The organism is Paenibacillus provencensis (assembly GCF_042678545.1).
GTDB lineage: Bacteria > Bacillota > Bacilli > Paenibacillales > Paenibacillaceae > Paenibacillus > Paenibacillus provencensis.
In genome coordinates, this window is the sequence record NZ_JBHTKX010000001.1 from 3,012,619 (window position 1) to 3,027,932 (window position 15,314).

12 protein-coding genes and 1 pseudogene are annotated in these 15,314 nt (G+C 47.6%); 8 read left to right on the forward strand and 5 right to left on the reverse strand.

Annotation, left to right across the window (positions count from 1 at the left end):
• Positions 1 to 156 precede the first annotated feature (156 nt).
• The 4 genes from ACFQ3J_RS14585 (at position 157) to ACFQ3J_RS14600 (ending at position 4,157) form a co-directional block, all read left to right on the forward strand.
• On the forward strand, positions 157 to 1,755 hold the full coding sequence (locus ACFQ3J_RS14585; protein WP_251582345.1) for a flavin monoamine oxidase family protein: 1,599 nt from the start codon (positions 157 to 159) through the stop codon (positions 1,753 to 1,755).
• A gap of 93 nt (positions 1,756 to 1,848) precedes the next feature.
• A complete protein-coding gene (locus ACFQ3J_RS14590; protein ID WP_311286394.1) occupies positions 1,849 to 2,430 on the forward strand; it encodes a RidA family protein in 582 nt (193 codons plus the stop codon).
• 28 nt (positions 2,431 to 2,458) lie between these two features.
• A complete protein-coding gene (locus ACFQ3J_RS14595) occupies positions 2,459 to 2,647 on the forward strand; it encodes a twin-arginine translocase TatA/TatE family subunit (protein WP_251582347.1) in 189 nt (62 codons plus the stop codon).
• A 163-nt stretch (positions 2,648 to 2,810) separates the two neighbouring features.
• Positions 2,811 to 4,157 carry an LLM class flavin-dependent oxidoreductase gene (locus tag ACFQ3J_RS14600; RefSeq protein ID WP_251582349.1) on the forward strand — a complete coding sequence of 449 codons (1,347 nt, stop codon included), beginning with the start codon at positions 2,811 to 2,813 and terminating at the stop codon, positions 4,155 to 4,157.
• A 153-nt stretch (positions 4,158 to 4,310) separates the two neighbouring features.
• Here ACFQ3J_RS14600 and ACFQ3J_RS14605 read toward each other — a convergent pair whose 3' ends face one another.
• The 4 genes from ACFQ3J_RS14605 to ACFQ3J_RS14620 form a co-directional block, all read right to left on the reverse strand.
• On the reverse strand, positions 4,311 to 5,060 hold the full coding sequence (locus tag ACFQ3J_RS14605) for an amino acid ABC transporter ATP-binding protein (protein WP_311286397.1): 750 nt from the start codon (positions 5,058 to 5,060) through the stop codon (positions 4,311 to 4,313).
• 19 nt (positions 5,061 to 5,079) lie between these two features.
• Complete coding sequence (locus ACFQ3J_RS14610; RefSeq protein WP_091153454.1) at positions 5,080 to 5,739, reverse strand: amino acid ABC transporter permease; 660 nt, start codon at positions 5,737 to 5,739, stop codon at positions 5,080 to 5,082.
• A 116-nt stretch (positions 5,740 to 5,855) separates the two neighbouring features.
• Complete coding sequence (locus ACFQ3J_RS14615) at positions 5,856 to 6,623, reverse strand: amino acid ABC transporter substrate-binding protein (protein WP_251582351.1); 768 nt, start codon at positions 6,621 to 6,623, stop codon at positions 5,856 to 5,858.
• 293 nt (positions 6,624 to 6,916) lie between these two features.
• The gene (locus ACFQ3J_RS14620) at positions 6,917 to 9,484 is read right to left on the reverse strand and encodes a rhamnogalacturonan lyase (protein WP_379293082.1); all 2,568 of its coding nucleotides are present in this window, start codon (positions 9,482 to 9,484) and stop codon (positions 6,917 to 6,919) included.
• 196 nt (positions 9,485 to 9,680) lie between these two features.
• On the opposite strand from ACFQ3J_RS14620, the gene lpxC reads away from it, so the two are divergent.
• Genes lpxC through lpxA form a run of 3 tightly spaced genes read left to right on the forward strand, consistent with a single transcriptional unit; the run spans position 9,681 to position 12,380 of the window.
• Positions 9,681 to 10,514: a UDP-3-O-acyl-N-acetylglucosamine deacetylase gene (gene lpxC, locus ACFQ3J_RS14625; protein WP_251582353.1), complete on the forward strand. Its 834-nt coding sequence runs from the start codon at positions 9,681 to 9,683 to the stop codon at positions 10,512 to 10,514.
• A gap of 27 nt (positions 10,515 to 10,541) precedes the next feature.
• Positions 10,542 to 11,573: a UDP-3-O-(3-hydroxymyristoyl)glucosamine N-acyltransferase gene (lpxD, locus tag ACFQ3J_RS14630; RefSeq protein WP_251582355.1), complete on the forward strand. Its 1,032-nt coding sequence runs from the start codon at positions 10,542 to 10,544 to the stop codon at positions 11,571 to 11,573.
• 3 nt (positions 11,574 to 11,576) lie between these two features.
• Positions 11,577 to 12,380 carry an acyl-ACP--UDP-N-acetylglucosamine O-acyltransferase gene (lpxA, locus tag ACFQ3J_RS14635; RefSeq protein WP_251582357.1) on the forward strand — a complete coding sequence of 268 codons (804 nt, stop codon included), beginning with the start codon at positions 11,577 to 11,579 and terminating at the stop codon, positions 12,378 to 12,380.
• 87 nt (positions 12,381 to 12,467) lie between these two features.
• On the opposite strand, the gene ACFQ3J_RS14640 is transcribed toward lpxA, so the two are convergent.
• On the reverse strand, positions 12,468 to 14,849 hold the full coding sequence (locus ACFQ3J_RS14640; protein WP_251582359.1) for a glycoside hydrolase family 95 protein: 2,382 nt from the start codon (positions 14,847 to 14,849) through the stop codon (positions 12,468 to 12,470).
• A 216-nt stretch (positions 14,850 to 15,065) separates the two neighbouring features.
• Here ACFQ3J_RS14640 and ACFQ3J_RS14645 point away from each other — a divergent pair.
• Positions 15,066 to 15,224 (forward strand): annotated as a pseudogene (locus tag ACFQ3J_RS14645) (DUF6434 domain-containing protein); the annotation flags it as partial.
• Positions 15,225 to 15,314 lie beyond the last annotated feature (90 nt).

Here is a 15,314-nt window from a genome sequence, read left to right on the forward strand (position 1 = left end):
GGATTTTCCGAACAAAATTCAATAGATTTTACAAACAATAAAAAAGTGTGTTAGATTTCCTGACAAAAATTGAGACAGCTATGCTCATTGTCTGCTAATATCTTCTCCACAAAGGTTCTAAATACTAAATACGTACATAGGGAGATGAAGTGTAGAATGAGCAGCTCCGAACGGCCTCAGGACATGACGAGAAGACAATTTCTATCCACAGTTGGCAAAGTCGGGGGTTCTCTAGCCGTCTTTAGTCTAATGGGCAACCTGGGTCTTCTCTCTCCAGAAACGATGAAAGCACAGGATTATACACCTCCTGGGAAGAACGACCTTGCGCTGAGCAATCGAAACGGCAAAAAGATCATTATTCTTGGTGCCGGCATCGCAGGATTAACTGCAGCCTATGAGCTTGGCAAAGCCGGATATCAGTGTACAGTGCTGGAAGCCAAGCCTTTTGCGGGCGGACGGAATTGGAGCATTCGCAAAGGAACCACCAATCAGGAAATCGGTGGAACGCGTCAATATTCCCAATTCGGCAGTGACCTGTACTTCAATGCCGGGCCAATGCGGATTCCCCAGTTTCATTCCACTCTCGAATATTGCAGGGAGTTCAACATCCCGATTGAACCCTTCAACAATGTGAACGACAGCGGCTATTATTACAACGAAAATGTAGGAGCACTCTCTGGACAAAAAATTACCAAGCGTGCAGCCAAAGCCGATGTACGCGGTTATGTCTCCGAAATGCTCGCCAAGGCTGTCAATCAGTCTGCTCTTGATCTCCCTATTACACCGGAGGAAAAAGAAAAGCTGGTTGAATATCTTAGACGGGAAGGGGATCTGAATGCCGACCTGTTCTACCGTGGATCTTCCCGCGGTGGATATAAAGAAGAGCCTGGAAGCCGCCTGGATGCAGGCGTTGTAAGAGATCCATTCGATCTCAAAGCCATCCTTCAATCCGGATTCGGTAATTATTTCAGCAACGAATATGGTTATGACCAGCAAATGATGATGTTCCATCCTGTCGGCGGTATGGATATGATTGTGAAGGGTTTTGAGAAACGTCTTGGCAACCGGGTTAAGCTGAATGCTCCTGTAACCGAAATTCGCCAATCCGCAGATGGTGTGCGGGTCCGCTTCACCCAGAACAGAAAGGAGCAGGAAATTACCGGAGACTACTGTATCTGTACAATCCCCCTCTCCGTTCTTCGTAATATTCCAGGTGATTTCTCTTCCTCCATGAAGAGCGCGATCCAGAATGCAAGATATGCATCTGCCGGTAAGATCGGCCTGCAATTTAAACGCAGATTTTGGGAAGAAGATGAGCTGCTCTTCGGCGGTAACAGCCTGACCAATATGGACATCACCCAAATCTACTATCCTCCTACAGATTACTTTGGCAAGAAAGGCATTCTTCTAGGTTACTATGTAACCGGCGCTAACGCGGACAAGCTCGGCAGTATGAGCTACATAGAACGGGAACATCATGCGCTGAATCAAGGCTCCAAAATCCATCCTCAATACAAGACCGATTTTGAGAATTCCTTCTCGATTGACTGGAAAAAAATCAAATACCAAGAAGGGGCATGGGTATCCTATAACGCCGAGGAGCGTGCAGGAATTTACAAGACCCTCTGCCAGCCTGACAACCGCATCTACCTTGCAGGAGATCATATCAGTCATATCGTAGCGTGGCAGGCCGGGGCCATTGATTCCGCGAGAGCTGTCGTTAACGATATTCATCAGCGTGTCATGAAAGCATAATTCATGGCGTGCAGCTCCAGTTATCACAGGAATGATTGGTAACAGAGTATTTAAATCAACTTATCATTTGATGTCCAGAGGAGGCAGCAGTTTATGATGAACAAGAAAATAAAAAGTCTGACGCTCGCGGCTGTATTAATGACTAGCTTAAGCGCAACCGCTTATGCAGCAGATAAAGCCCCTATTGTAGTCCAAGGAACGGTATCGGTTGCTGAGTCCGCACCAGCACAGGCCGCATTACCAGACAATGGCACCGTCTTCTACGGTAACCCCAGCTCCAGTATCTCAGGCGGTGTCATTGTGCCAGAAGGGGCTGCCTATCTGTACACGAGTGGAACCGTGCCACCCGTACTGAATAAGGAAGGCAAGACCGTATACGAGCGTTACGGAGACACCAAGACACAGGCGGCCGGTGTTCTGGCATCCATTGAGAAGCAGCTTGAGGAGCAGGGGCTCTCTATGAAGGATGTTGTCTATCTTCGCGCCTACCTGACAGCAGATGCTGCCAAAGAAGGCAAATTTGATTATGCCGGCTGGAATGAAGCCTACGGTGAATTTTTCAACAACGACAAAAATCCAATCAAGCCTGCTCGCTCTACCGTTGGTGTGGCCAGTCTCGTAAGCTCTGATTGGCTGATCGAAATTGAGGCAGTGGCTGTATTTCCCAAAAAATAAATCCATTGCTGCATGAGGAGGGTATATTATGTTCCAGAATATCGGAATAACCGGAATTATTATGATCCTGGTGCTGGTCCTGATCTTGTTCGGACCTTCCAGATTACCTGAGCTTGGACGTGCCGTAGGCCGGACGTTATTCGAGTTCAAATCATCTGCTCGCGATCTTGTCAGTGATGAGAAGGACGAGGAAGAATCTAAACCGGACAAAAAGTAGTTGCCAAATTTCAGATACCCATGTTATTATGCTCGTAATCAATTTGTTACTATTCCACTCGGAATATATACTATTCAACCGGACAGCCGGAGATCATCCCTTACTCTATTCAAGAGGAGGGCCTGATCTTCGGCTTTTTTTGGTTGTCAGGAGGAGGCAGCGTATGTCCAAGAGAGAAATGAAGCTAGGTGCCTTTCTGATGGTCCCAGGTCATCATGTGGCTGCATGGCGCCATCCCGATGCTGATGTTAATGGTGTGCTGAATTTATCGTTTTACAAGGAGCTCGCCCAAACGGCAGAGCGTGGTAAATTTGATATGGTGTTTCTGGCAGACAGTCTTGCCGCAAAAGGAAACAAACAAATAGAAGGCCGAGCGGTTAATGCTACATTTGAGCCGCTGACATTACTATCTGCTCTATCTGCTGTTACAGACCGCATTGGGCTGGCAGCCACCGTGTCCACCACCTACAACGAGCCTTATCACGTTGCTCGCAAGTTTGCCTCCCTGGATCATCTCAGCCATGGTCGGGCAGGCTGGAATGTGGTTACCTCTGGCAGTGAAATTGAAGCCTTGAATTTTGGGAAAGAAAATCATCTGCTTCATGAGCTGAGATATGATCGTGCCAAAGAATTCATAGATGTCGTATCCGGCCTGTGGGACACATGGGATGACGATGCGGTTGTTAAAGACAAAGAATCGGGAGTGTTCTCTGCTCCAGATAAGATAAGGTCCCTCGACCACAAGGGAGAATGGTTTCAGGTGCAGGGACCGCTGAATATTTCCCGCCCTCCGCAGGGCAACCCTGTCATCATTCAAGCCGGAGCCTCGGAGTCTGGCCGGGATTTTGCCGCACAGTACGCGGAGGCGATCTTTACCGCATGGCAGACATTTGATGAAGCCAAGCAGTTTTACACGGATGTTAAAGGCCGGCTGCAGCACTATGGCAGAACTGCTGAGGATGTGAAGATTATGCCTGGCGTGTTCCCCATCATTGGAAGAACCGAAGAAGAAGCCGATGAACTCGAATCGAAGCTGAAAGAGCTGATCCACCCTACTGTCGGTGTAGCACTGTTATCGGGCCTGATCAGCTACGACCTCTCCCCCTATTCTATAGATGGTCCCTTGCCTGAGCTTCCTGATCTCTCGCAAATCAATGGTCAGAAGAGCCGTTTCCTTCTCCTCAAAGACATCGCTGACCGGGAAGGCTACACCATTCGCCAGCTGTACCAGCACATCGCCGGGGCGCGCGGTCATTGGAGCATCAAAGGAACGCCAGTTCAGATTGCAGATCAGCTGGAAGCTTGGTTTCACGGCGGTGCTGCTGACGGATTTAACGTTATGGCCCCTTATCTGCCCGGAGGATTAACAGACTTTGTCGATCTTGTCGTCCCGGAGCTTCAGCGTAGAAATTCATTTCGGAAAGAGTATACAGGAAACACACTTCGGGAGCATTTGGGTCTAAGAAGACCTGCTTCAAAAGGTACAAAGCAGCCCCTCCAGCATTCTTAATATTTAGGACACGTTAACCTTGTCCTCTTCGTTCAGCCCCTCAATTATAAAAATAACCTTTGCTCGCCAGAGCAAAGGTTATTTTCGACTATACTTCACTTAATAAATCAAATTTATGCAAAAATCCTGGTCCATATCACAGCTTACTGCAAGTTACTCACTTCGCATAAGAAATGCCTTCGTCCGTTCAAGCTGGGGATTCCCGAAGATTTGCTCCGGTGTACCCGCTTCGGCAATCTCCCCTTGGTCCATAAAGATAACACGATCAGCGACGTCTCTCGCAAAATTCATCTCATGCGTAACAATGATCATCGTCATGCTCTCTTCAGCCAGCTTGCGGATGACCCTCAGCACTTCTCCGGTAAGCTCGGGATCAAGCGCCGATGTAGGCTCATCGAACAGGAGAATTTCCGGATTCATCATCAGTGCCCGAGCAATTGCAACACGCTGCTTTTGTCCGCCGGACAGGCTTGCCGGATACACATTCGCTTTATCCGACAACCCCACCTTAGCCAGCAGGTCAGCCACACGTGGTTTAATGGCAGCGGCATTCTCCTTCTTGACCATTTTGGGAGCGAGCTCCAGATTCCCTTGAACCGTCAGATGCGGGAACAGATTGAAGTGCTGAAATACCATACCCATTCGGGATGTAATTCTTTTGATTTCAGGCGGACTCACATATTTGCCTTCGCTCACGAGTGACTCTCCCCCGATGCGTATCGTTCCGTCATTGACAGATTCGAGGTTAACCAGGCTGCGAAGCATAGTACTCTTGCCCGAGCCCGACGGCCCGATCACAGCAATGACTTCACCAGGCGATACATCAAAGTCTACTTTTTTTAATACCTGCAGATCACCAAACGATTTTTGCAGATTCACTACTTCTATCATATTTGTCATCACGAGACATTCCTTTTAAAGTTTATTCGAACCGAAACCGCTTCTCCAGCGCTTTAAAGAAGATCGTAAGCACAAGCGTCATCAGCAGGTAGATGACAGCCGCCACGGCAAAAGGCATAATGGTCGCATCCCGATTAACTGCTGTCTGTGCAAAGTGCAATACCTCAGGAACAGCAACCGCATATAGAAGGGCGGTATCTTTGACCAAGGTAATGGATTCGTTCGCCGTCGATGGAAGCACAACCCGAATCATCTGAGGAAGAATCACTCTTGTCATTGTCTGCCATTTACTTAACCCAAGCACCTGTGAAGCTTCATACTGACCTTTATCAATTGACAGCAGCCCGCCTCTGAATATCTCTGCGAAATACGCAGCGTAATTCAGTACGAAAGCAATGCCGGCTGCAACGGCACGATCCAGTACCAGGTACTCTCCGATAACCGGAAGCATGGGCAGGCCATAACAGAAGAACAGCAGTTGAAGCAGCAGCGGCGTTCCACGCATGATGTATATATAGCTGTGCGCGATAGCAGAAACCGGCTTAAATCGGCTGTTCGCCATTAAAGTAACGCCGAATCCAAGCGGTATAGATAATATAATGGCTGTTAAAAATAGCAGCACGGTCGTTCTTGCCCCTTCAAGCATGGGCAGCGTAATACTCCACAAATATTCTAAACTCATCGTTATCTTCGACTCCTACAATCCGGATAATGGATTTTATACAAAATCTTGAAGTAAAAGAAACCGGGATAAACCATCACCCGGTTTCCAGCAAATATTTATATCCTTGTCGTTACCTAGTTTAATACTTTGTTCTCTCCAAACCATTTCTCGGAGATGCTTGCTGCGGTTCCATCCTCACTCAGCTCATCAAGAGCACTTTGCAGCTCATTCAGGAGCGCTTCACTTCCTTTTTTCACACCGATCCCATATTCTTCAGGAGCCAGTGATTCGTCCAGCAGCTTATAAGTCCCTTCTTCGAGAGACATGTAATACTTCGCTACGACCTCATCTATAATAACGGCATCCAATCTGCCGCTCTTCAGATCACTCAGGGCAAGCACGTTATCCGGGAATTCCGATACGGTACCGACCTTCTCGTTAATCGGATGCGCACTCAGTGCATCGGATGCGGAGGAGAGCTTCTGTAATCCGATATTCTTCCCTTCAAGCTCTTCTAATGAAGCAAGCGGCGAATCGGAGAGCACAACGGCTACCTGGCTGTTCGCCATATAAGGCTTAGTGAACAGCACCTTCTCTTTGCGCTCATCCGTAATGGTATAACCATTCCAGATCAGATCAATGCGTCCACTGCTTAGCTCCGATTCCTTGGAAGACCAGTCAATTGGCTGGAACTCTACTTCCTTGCCCATCTTCTCGGCTGCTGCGGTTGCATAATCAATATCAAATCCGACAATGTCATTACTCTCATCACGGAATCCCATCGGTGCAAACTTGTCATCAATCCCGATGACGAGCGTATTCTCATCTTGTCCGCTTGTTGAGCAAGCGCTCAGAACAAGAACGAACATACTTATCATGACTATCCATGCTGACTTTTTCACGTGTTTCCCTCCACTAGATGTATATAATTTAAGCTACGATAGATAAATTGAATGAATCAATTTCAAACGCTTTAGTCCGCTACCATATTAGCAGAATGAAAACATCATAACATAGGATGAGAGATTACGCCACTGCATCGAAGAAATTTGTTGAAATCTGTTGGAAAAGGTCCAGCTTCAGCATCGTATCCCCTTAAGATTGAGTCAAATCTATTTCAATAAAAAAAACCCATGAGTTGGAATAGACACGACTATCCATTCCAATCCATGGGGTATGTGACATATTCACTTCGTTATTTCTGCTTCAATTCATCGATCAACAGCTTGGCATGATGAGTGAGATTCAGTCTTGCTCGCTCGCTGATCTTGTCCTTGCCGTCTCGCTTATCCAGCTGCGAAATATATTTGTCTAGAAACGAAGATGCTTGCTCATACGCCCCTCTGTCATAGTGATGCACCGCCTGCTTAAGTGTATTTGCCAACTGCTTCACCACAGCTCCTGACAAATCCCCTTCTTCCACATATTGATCATGTAAATGCTCCAGCACAGGCAGCAGCCCTGCGATCGACAGATTTGGTAGCTTCACCTGAGCAAAATCCATATCGGATGCAAAATAGTAACTCGTATACACAGGCTGGTTATAGCCTGTATTCTGCGTAGCTACACCTGCACGATATTGCGGATCATGCAGCAGGGTGTGCAGCTTGTGACTTGTCACTTCCGTATTCGAATAAATACGGATGGCGCTGCTATCGGCAGTACGGACTAACATTTCTTCCCGCCAATCTCCAAAGACATCCGCCACAAGAGACGGCGTGCCTTTTGTGTGATTATTCGTACGGGTTCCTTCTGCGATCAGCACCGTTCCTTTTTTCCAATCGTCAATGGTCGGCGTATTCTCTAATGATCCGTTAATGAGCTGGGTCGTCATATCCTTGGACCATTTGATGCTCATATTGGTACCCGGGGCCGTGTCACTAATCTTCTGACCCGCTGCTGTATACAGTCCTACGGCCCATGTTTCAAGTCCCGGATGATCCGGATCCACATCTCCAATCATACCGCGGCCTGTATCACGTCCGGTATAAGCACCGTAGATAACCTCAGCGGTCTTCGCATCTCTAAGTGCGTATCCATACGGAGCATACGCTCCTCCTTCATGCACCATATACACTTCAAGCCCTTCACGAGATGGATCAATATTGGCTACATGAAGTGCATCTCCATGTCCCAAGCCCGCGACAACTCCAGGATTGGCACTTTGCGGCGGCATTACAGCCGACGCATTAGATAAAACAGAGCCATCATGATCAATGGTAGCCGAGCCATATACAATCTCCTGCTTGCCGTCACCATCCACATCCGCTACGCTGAGTGAATGGGCTCCTTGTGTAGTAATCTGCCCATACTCCGGATCCGTACCTGGTCTTCCATGTGGACCATCTCTGAACGGATTCGTCATCGGTGTCCAGCCGCTGTCAACGTACCAATACTCGTTCAGATTCTCCCCATCCCAGCTGTAAGAGACCAGTGTTGTCCGGGTATAATAGCCTCTCGCGAATACCGCATAGGGTTGTTCTCCGTCCAAATAAGCTACGCCGGAGAGAAAACGATCTACCCGGTTGCCCGGCTCGATCCGGTTCATCGCGTAATCTCCCCAGCGCAGTCCGTCATCATACCGGCCTGGCTTGTAACGAATAGTCTGAAGTTCCGCTCCGCTCTCTCCTTCAAATACGCTTAAATACTCTGGACCCGACAAAATGAACCCTTCAAATTGACGGAATTTATTCCGGTTAGCATCCTTGGAGGGAGCAAATACATCCATGAAGTGATCAGCAAGATGGCCTGCATCCTCCCGGGACAGCGGATAGTCATATGCTGGAGCAATTCCGAAGGCTTCCTCCAGCGTTTGCGGCCAGCTGCCATCTATGACCTCCTCATATTCATGCCAGTTCATGAACATATCTACGATATGTTCATAGTAGCCCTCGCTGCTAAGTCTATAATCATCTCCATTCGAGTAGCCCGCGGCAAGATCTTCCTTCAACATCGTTATATAGCGCTCGGACACGACATCTCCCTGATCATCGTAACGAAGAACCTTCGTGCCTGGGGCAGTCTTGAACATGAGCTCGGCTTTACCATCCCCATCGAAGTCATATACAAGAAACTGGGTATAATGCGCTCCGGACCGAATATTCACACCCAGATCAATGCGATACAGCAGTCTGCCTTCATAAGTATAAGCGTCAATATAAGTGTTGCCTGTATAGCCGACTTGGGAGACGTCCTTCGCATTACTCGGCTCCCATTTTACAAAATACTCGATCTTGCCGTCCCCATCCACGTCTCCTACACTCATGTCGTTAGCTGAATAAGTGTAGGCTTCACCTGCAGGTGTAATACCGTCTTGCGGCTTCTGGATCGGAAGATCATAATATGAATTCCCCCACGGAATAACGGCCTCACTCTGATCGACTTCTTTGCCCTTCACGACGGCAGATACGTAATAGCGGGAGTCTGTCTCACCTGCTGGATCAAGATAATTCGTACTGTCGCTCACTTGGGCAATCCTTTTGCCGTCCCGGTATATATGGAAGTCCGTACCCGTGAGTCCCGTTTCATTACTCCCTGTTGCCTCGTTGGCAAGCAGTCTCCAGCTCAAAAATACTCCGTTATTGGCAGGTACAGCGATAAGCCCGCGATCCAGATATTCCATTTGTATACGACGTTCCATACTCGGCTCCCCCTTCCTGTTTATATCATTAGCTGCAAATGCAATTCCTCCTGTAGCGATCAAGACAACACTCATTCCTGTCAGAGCGATCTTTTTGAACAGTCCTATACTGAAATATGCCATCTCAACACCTCTTCATCCAAATAGTGATCAGCCATCCCAAATTATAGTTATGCCTTTCCCGTATCACCATCCAAATAACAGAGTTTATTGTTCAAAAATCAGTGTTTTTCATCTATGAAATGTTGCTGAAAAGACATGCAATATTTTCCAATATTCGAGAATTAATCTATAATATTCTAATAGAAAGGAGAATGTAATGGTGAATCAGCGAACACTTGCCCATGCTATTGAACTGAACAGCATTACCCTGCACAGCGGAATTTCGGCATCAATGACGTTGCATCCTGCTCCAGCTGACAGTGGAATCCACTTCAGAAGAACAGATCTAACCCCTGCCGAGATCATCAGCGCAGTGCCGTATAATGTATCATCGACCGATCGTTGTACACAGCTCACTAATGAACATCACTATTCCATTTCGATGGTCGAGCATGTCCTGTCAGCCCTTCGCGGCATGGGAGTTGATAATGCAATCATCGAAACGGATGGTGAAGAAATCCCGGTTCTTGACGGCAGTTCTGCAATGATCAGCGACAGAATCGCCGAGACCGAACTCGTAGAACAGCATGCCCTCAAGACATACATGCGCTTAACCAAAGCCGTCCAAGTACAGCTCGGCCATTCGTATCTGGAAGCACTTCCTTCTGAAGAGATAAGTTATGAGATCCGGTTTATGAACGATCATGAGCTTCCCTTTTTGACGAATCAAACTGCTTATTTCAACCCTGGCATCCACGATTATCGAAGTGAAATTTCTCCGGCACGCACCTTCGGATTTGAACAAGAAGTAAACGCCCTAAAAAGCAAAGGTCTAATCCAAGGCGCATCCATGGACAATGCCGTACTCATCGGAAACAATCAAATTCTGTCTAACTTGCGTTACCCGGATGAATTTGCTCGTCATAAGCTGTTAGATGTGATTGGTGATTTGGCACTGGCGCCTCCTTTTCTAGCACAAATTAAAGGTGTGCGGACTTCCCACCGTCTGAACACACTTTTGGCACGAGAGATTATGAATAGTCTTCATTAAAGATAACTACCAGAGGAGAAAGCAAAGATGGAATATACGCTAAGAGCCATTGCACAGGAACTGAATGGAGTGTTAATCGGTGACGGAGAAGTGACCATACATAGCATCTCTTCCTTATCAAGTGCACAAAGTGGACAAATCACCTATGTAACGGAGAAAAATAAAAATAAACTAAACGAATGCCACGCCTCAGCCATCGTAGTTCCCGAGACGTTTACCGATTCGCACCTGCCTGTCATCCAGGTAAAGAATCCAAGGCTGGCCTTCATACATGTCATGAACATGTTCCAACAAAGTACCAGAGCGAACGGTCTAATTTCTTCCTCTATGGTCGATTGTTCTCTCAGAGCCGGGGAGGGCACACAGATTGATGAAGGTACCGTTGTCAAAGAAAACGTCTCGATTGGCGCGGGCACGCTCATCTCCTCGAACTCCTATATTGGCGAGAATGTTACGATTGGAGATCATTGCATCATTCATCCTCATGTCACGATTCTGAGAGATACGCATATCGGCAGCAACGTCATTATTCATTCGGGTGCAGTTATCGGCGGTGATGGATTCGGTTATGAATGGGATGGGGAGCAGCATGTAAAAATTCCTCATGTCGGCAATGTCGTCATCCATGACGAAGTCGAGATCGGTGCCAACACAACAATAGACCGCGGAACAATCGATGCCACCATTATTGAAAGAGGAACGAAGATCGACAATCTGGTCCAAATCGCTCATAACGTCCACATTGGCAAACACTGTATTATCGCAGGTACCACAGCTATTGCGGGTTCTGCTTCTATTGGAGACCATGTTGTTCTGGCCGGCGGATCTGCGGTTGTTGGTCATCTGACGATCGGGGATAACGCTACGATTCTGGGCAAGACAAATATAACGAAGAACTTACCTGCACAATCCCTCGTATCGGGTTATTACGCCCGTCCTCATCATGAACAAATGAGAAAGCAAGCCGCTATTGAGCGCCTGCCAGATACACTGAAGCAAATCAGCACACAAATAGACTCCTTAGAGAAGAGCATGAAGAAGCTGACAAAGGAGGAATAAACCATGTCTCTCCCAACGGTAACGGTTCATCCAACTGCTATCATTCATCCTACCGCTGTTATTGGAGATCAAGTCGAGATCGGGCCTTATTGCATCATAGAAGAACACGTAAGGATAGGAAATGGATGTATCATTGAAAGCCATGTTCGAATCGGCGCTAATACCACACTCGGTGAACACAATCATGTATACCAGGGCGCCATTATCGGCTCCCCTCCTCAGGACCTTAAATATAGCGGAGAGAAAACACAGCTGATCATTGGGGATCACAATACAATACGAGAGTATGCAACCATTGCCAAAGGAACAGGTTCCGGCGGCGGAGTAACAAGGGTAGGGAATCATAATTTTATTATGAACTATGTTCATGTCGCGCATGATGTTGTCCTGGGGAATCATATCGTCATTTCCAACAGTGTGCAGATCGCAGGTCATGTGGAGGTCGAAGACGATGTAACGCTTGGGGGCTTGGTTGGTGTTCACCAATATTGCAAGATTGGCGCCTATTCCATGATTGGAGTCGGGAGCTGTGTCACTCAAGATATTGTCCCCTATTCCCTTGCCAGTGGAGATCATGCCAGAATCTACGGCATCAACCTCATCGGCTTAAGACGCAAAGGTATGTCAGGGGAGGACATTCGAATGATCAAGCAGATTCATTCCCTCCTGTTCCGCAAGAACTTGACGCTTGCCCTTGCTCAAGATGCCATTGATCATTTGCCTCAGAGCGAGTTCAAAGAACACACCCTTGCCTTCTTGACAAAATCCACCAGAGGCATCGCGAGAATTGGAACCCGTCCTATATAAATTATAATAAGAATCAAGAACAAAAGAGGGAAACCTCCGATCATATCGGCGGTCTCCCTCTCTTGCATTAATAAGTCATTCTCACTCCTACTCCTGAATGCTGAAGGTATAGGCTCCTCCAGCTTGTACAGGGAAGACCAAGACTCCGTTCTCCTTGACCTCTGCCTTTACTTCCTCACCCGCTTTATTCGCCACCTTAATGGCTGAGGCTCCCGTCTGAACCATACACACGCCATCATAATCCGAACGAATCTCAGCAGCAGACAGTTGTCCGCTCTTCCATGCAAGATCGACCTCATATCCACCTCTTGCACGAAGACCGCGGATTGACCCGTTCTCCCAAGCCTGCGGAAGAGCAGGAAGCAGTTCAATATATCCTTGATGTGATTGAAGCAGCAGCTCAATGATGCCCGAGGTTGCCGCAAAGTTGCCATCGATCTGGAACGGTGGATGTGCGTCGAATAGGTTCGGGTACACCCCGCCGCTCTCGTATCTTTCGGAGCCGTCGCGAACAAGCTGAAGCAGATTGGATACGAGACGATGCGCCCGATCCCCGTCTTGGAAGCGTGCCCACAGCCCCACTTTCCAGCCTAAGCTCCAGCCCGTTCCACCGTCACCGCGTCTCTCCAGTGATACCCGTGCGGCCTGAAGGAGCTCCGGTGCAAGGCTTTCGGTAATTTGGCGGCCAGGATATACACCAAATAGATGAGATACATGTCTATGGTAAACATCTTCATCCTCATAATCATGGAGCCACTCCTGGAGCTGACCATATTTGCCGATCTGAAGCGGTGGAAGCTGATCTCTTGCTGCAAGCACTTCTTGCCCAAATTCAGCATCTTCTCCCAAGACTTCAGTCACTTCAGCAATATTAGTGAACAAATCATGCATGAGGGCAAGATCCATCGTCGCTGCCGTTGTCACCCCATACAGCTCACCGTCGATTCTGTATCGGTGCTCCGGCGAGGTAGATGGTGCAGTTACAAGCATACCGTTCTCATCCGGAATGAGCCAATCAAGACAGAAGAGTGCAGCGTCCTTCATGATCGGATACGCTGTATTTCTTAGGAAATCCTCATCCTTCGTAAACACATAATGCTCATATAAGTGCTGACAGAGCCATACCCCGCCCATCTGCCACAGTGCCCATACTGGATCGCCATGCCCGAAGTTTCCTACAGGAGCTGTATGTCCCCATAGATCTGTATTGTGGGAAGCGGTCCAGCCTCGGGTTCCATAGTGAACCTCTGCCGTCTTCTTGCCGTTGACGGACAGACGTTTGATCAGATCGATTAACGGTTCATGACATTCAGACAGATTAGCTGTCTCAGCTGGCCAATAGTTCATTTCCGCATTGATATTCAGTGTATAATTGCTGCTCCACGGTGCTCTCGTTTCGTGGTTCCAGATGCCTTGTAGATTCGCAGGCTGTGTTCCCGGTCTGGAGCTGGATATCATCAGGTAACGTCCATATTGGAAGAGAAGATTCACCAGATAAGGATCCTTGCCTCCATATTCCACGATACGTTCATCTGTCGGTATATCTGCTGGTGCGAGTCCTGGTCCAAGATCAAGCTCCACCCGTTGATACAGTCTTTGATAATCCTCTACATGACGTGCACGGAGCTCTGCATAATTATATTGTAATGCATTCTCCAGATTCTTCTTCGCGCAGGCAGATTCATCCTTGCCTTCTTTACCCGGCGAACGGTCATAACCATTGAAGCTGGTTGCCATGCTCAAGTAAATCGTAGCACGATCTGCACCCACGATCCGAATACCTGATGCATCGACCTTGGAAGTTCCGCCCTCATGGGTTACGGCAATACGTCCTTCAAAACGCATCGCATCCGTTTCTCCAGGGTTACCGTATCGGATCGGATTGTCCGCAGGGTAATAGCTTGGGTGTACCACTTCTGGTGCATATCCGGATAGAATAGCGTGATTTCCATCGAAAGCGTGCTCATGACGAAGCAAACTGCTGAAGCTTGCCTTAAAGCCCAGCCTTCCCGGAACACTCGACTCAAGCCGCATAACAATAATTTGATCTGGATAGGAGGCAAATACTTCTCGGGTATACACCGTCTCCCCGATTTGGAACTGAGTTGTAGCAACGCCTTCAGTCAGCTCCAGAGTACGTTTGTAATTCCAGCCGATATCCCCGTGATCAAAGCTGATATTCAGATCGCCAAAGGGCAGATAAGACTGGGTATAGGCACCCATCATTTTCTTGCTCAGCTGGTCCGCTTCTGCATGCTTACCTTCCTTCAGCAAACGGCGTACCTCAGGCAAAACTTCAAGAGATTCAGGATTATTCCATTCCTTCGGTGGACCAGACCATAAAGTGTCTTCATTCAGCTGCAATCTCTCCAGCTCCATCCGTCCAAATACCATGGCACCCATTCGGCCATTGCCGATGGGAAGAGCCTCCGTCCATTCCTTGGCCGGACGATTGTACGTTAAGAACATGTGCTTTCCTCCTACTTGTATTTTTTATACCGAAATAGGCGAGCAGTCGCTGCCATCATCCTATATCCGCATGTTTTTCCTAAAACGTTTTAGAAATCTTGTTATCCTGCTGCACTAATGCTTGATTCTGCGCTTCTATTTTCAGATGAAAGCGGATTCCGCTCTCCTCTGTTATCGTCCTAAAAAAGTGACAAAAAAGCAAGTCCTAAATGTTGAACAATGATTGCTCCTCAGTTCGAATACAAGCAATTTACACGAGATTTTTTGCTGACCCCAATAATAAGGGAAAGACTCGAAAGGAAAGCCATTGACGCTTGGAACCAAAGGAAACGACTGCCCGGCCGCAACAAATACGAACCTGGTTCATCATTATAGACCTCATTGAATATATCATTAGCGTATGTAAAAAAAGAGAATCTCCCTGACTTGCTGCTGCGGGAGATCCTCTGATTTCATATGAAATTT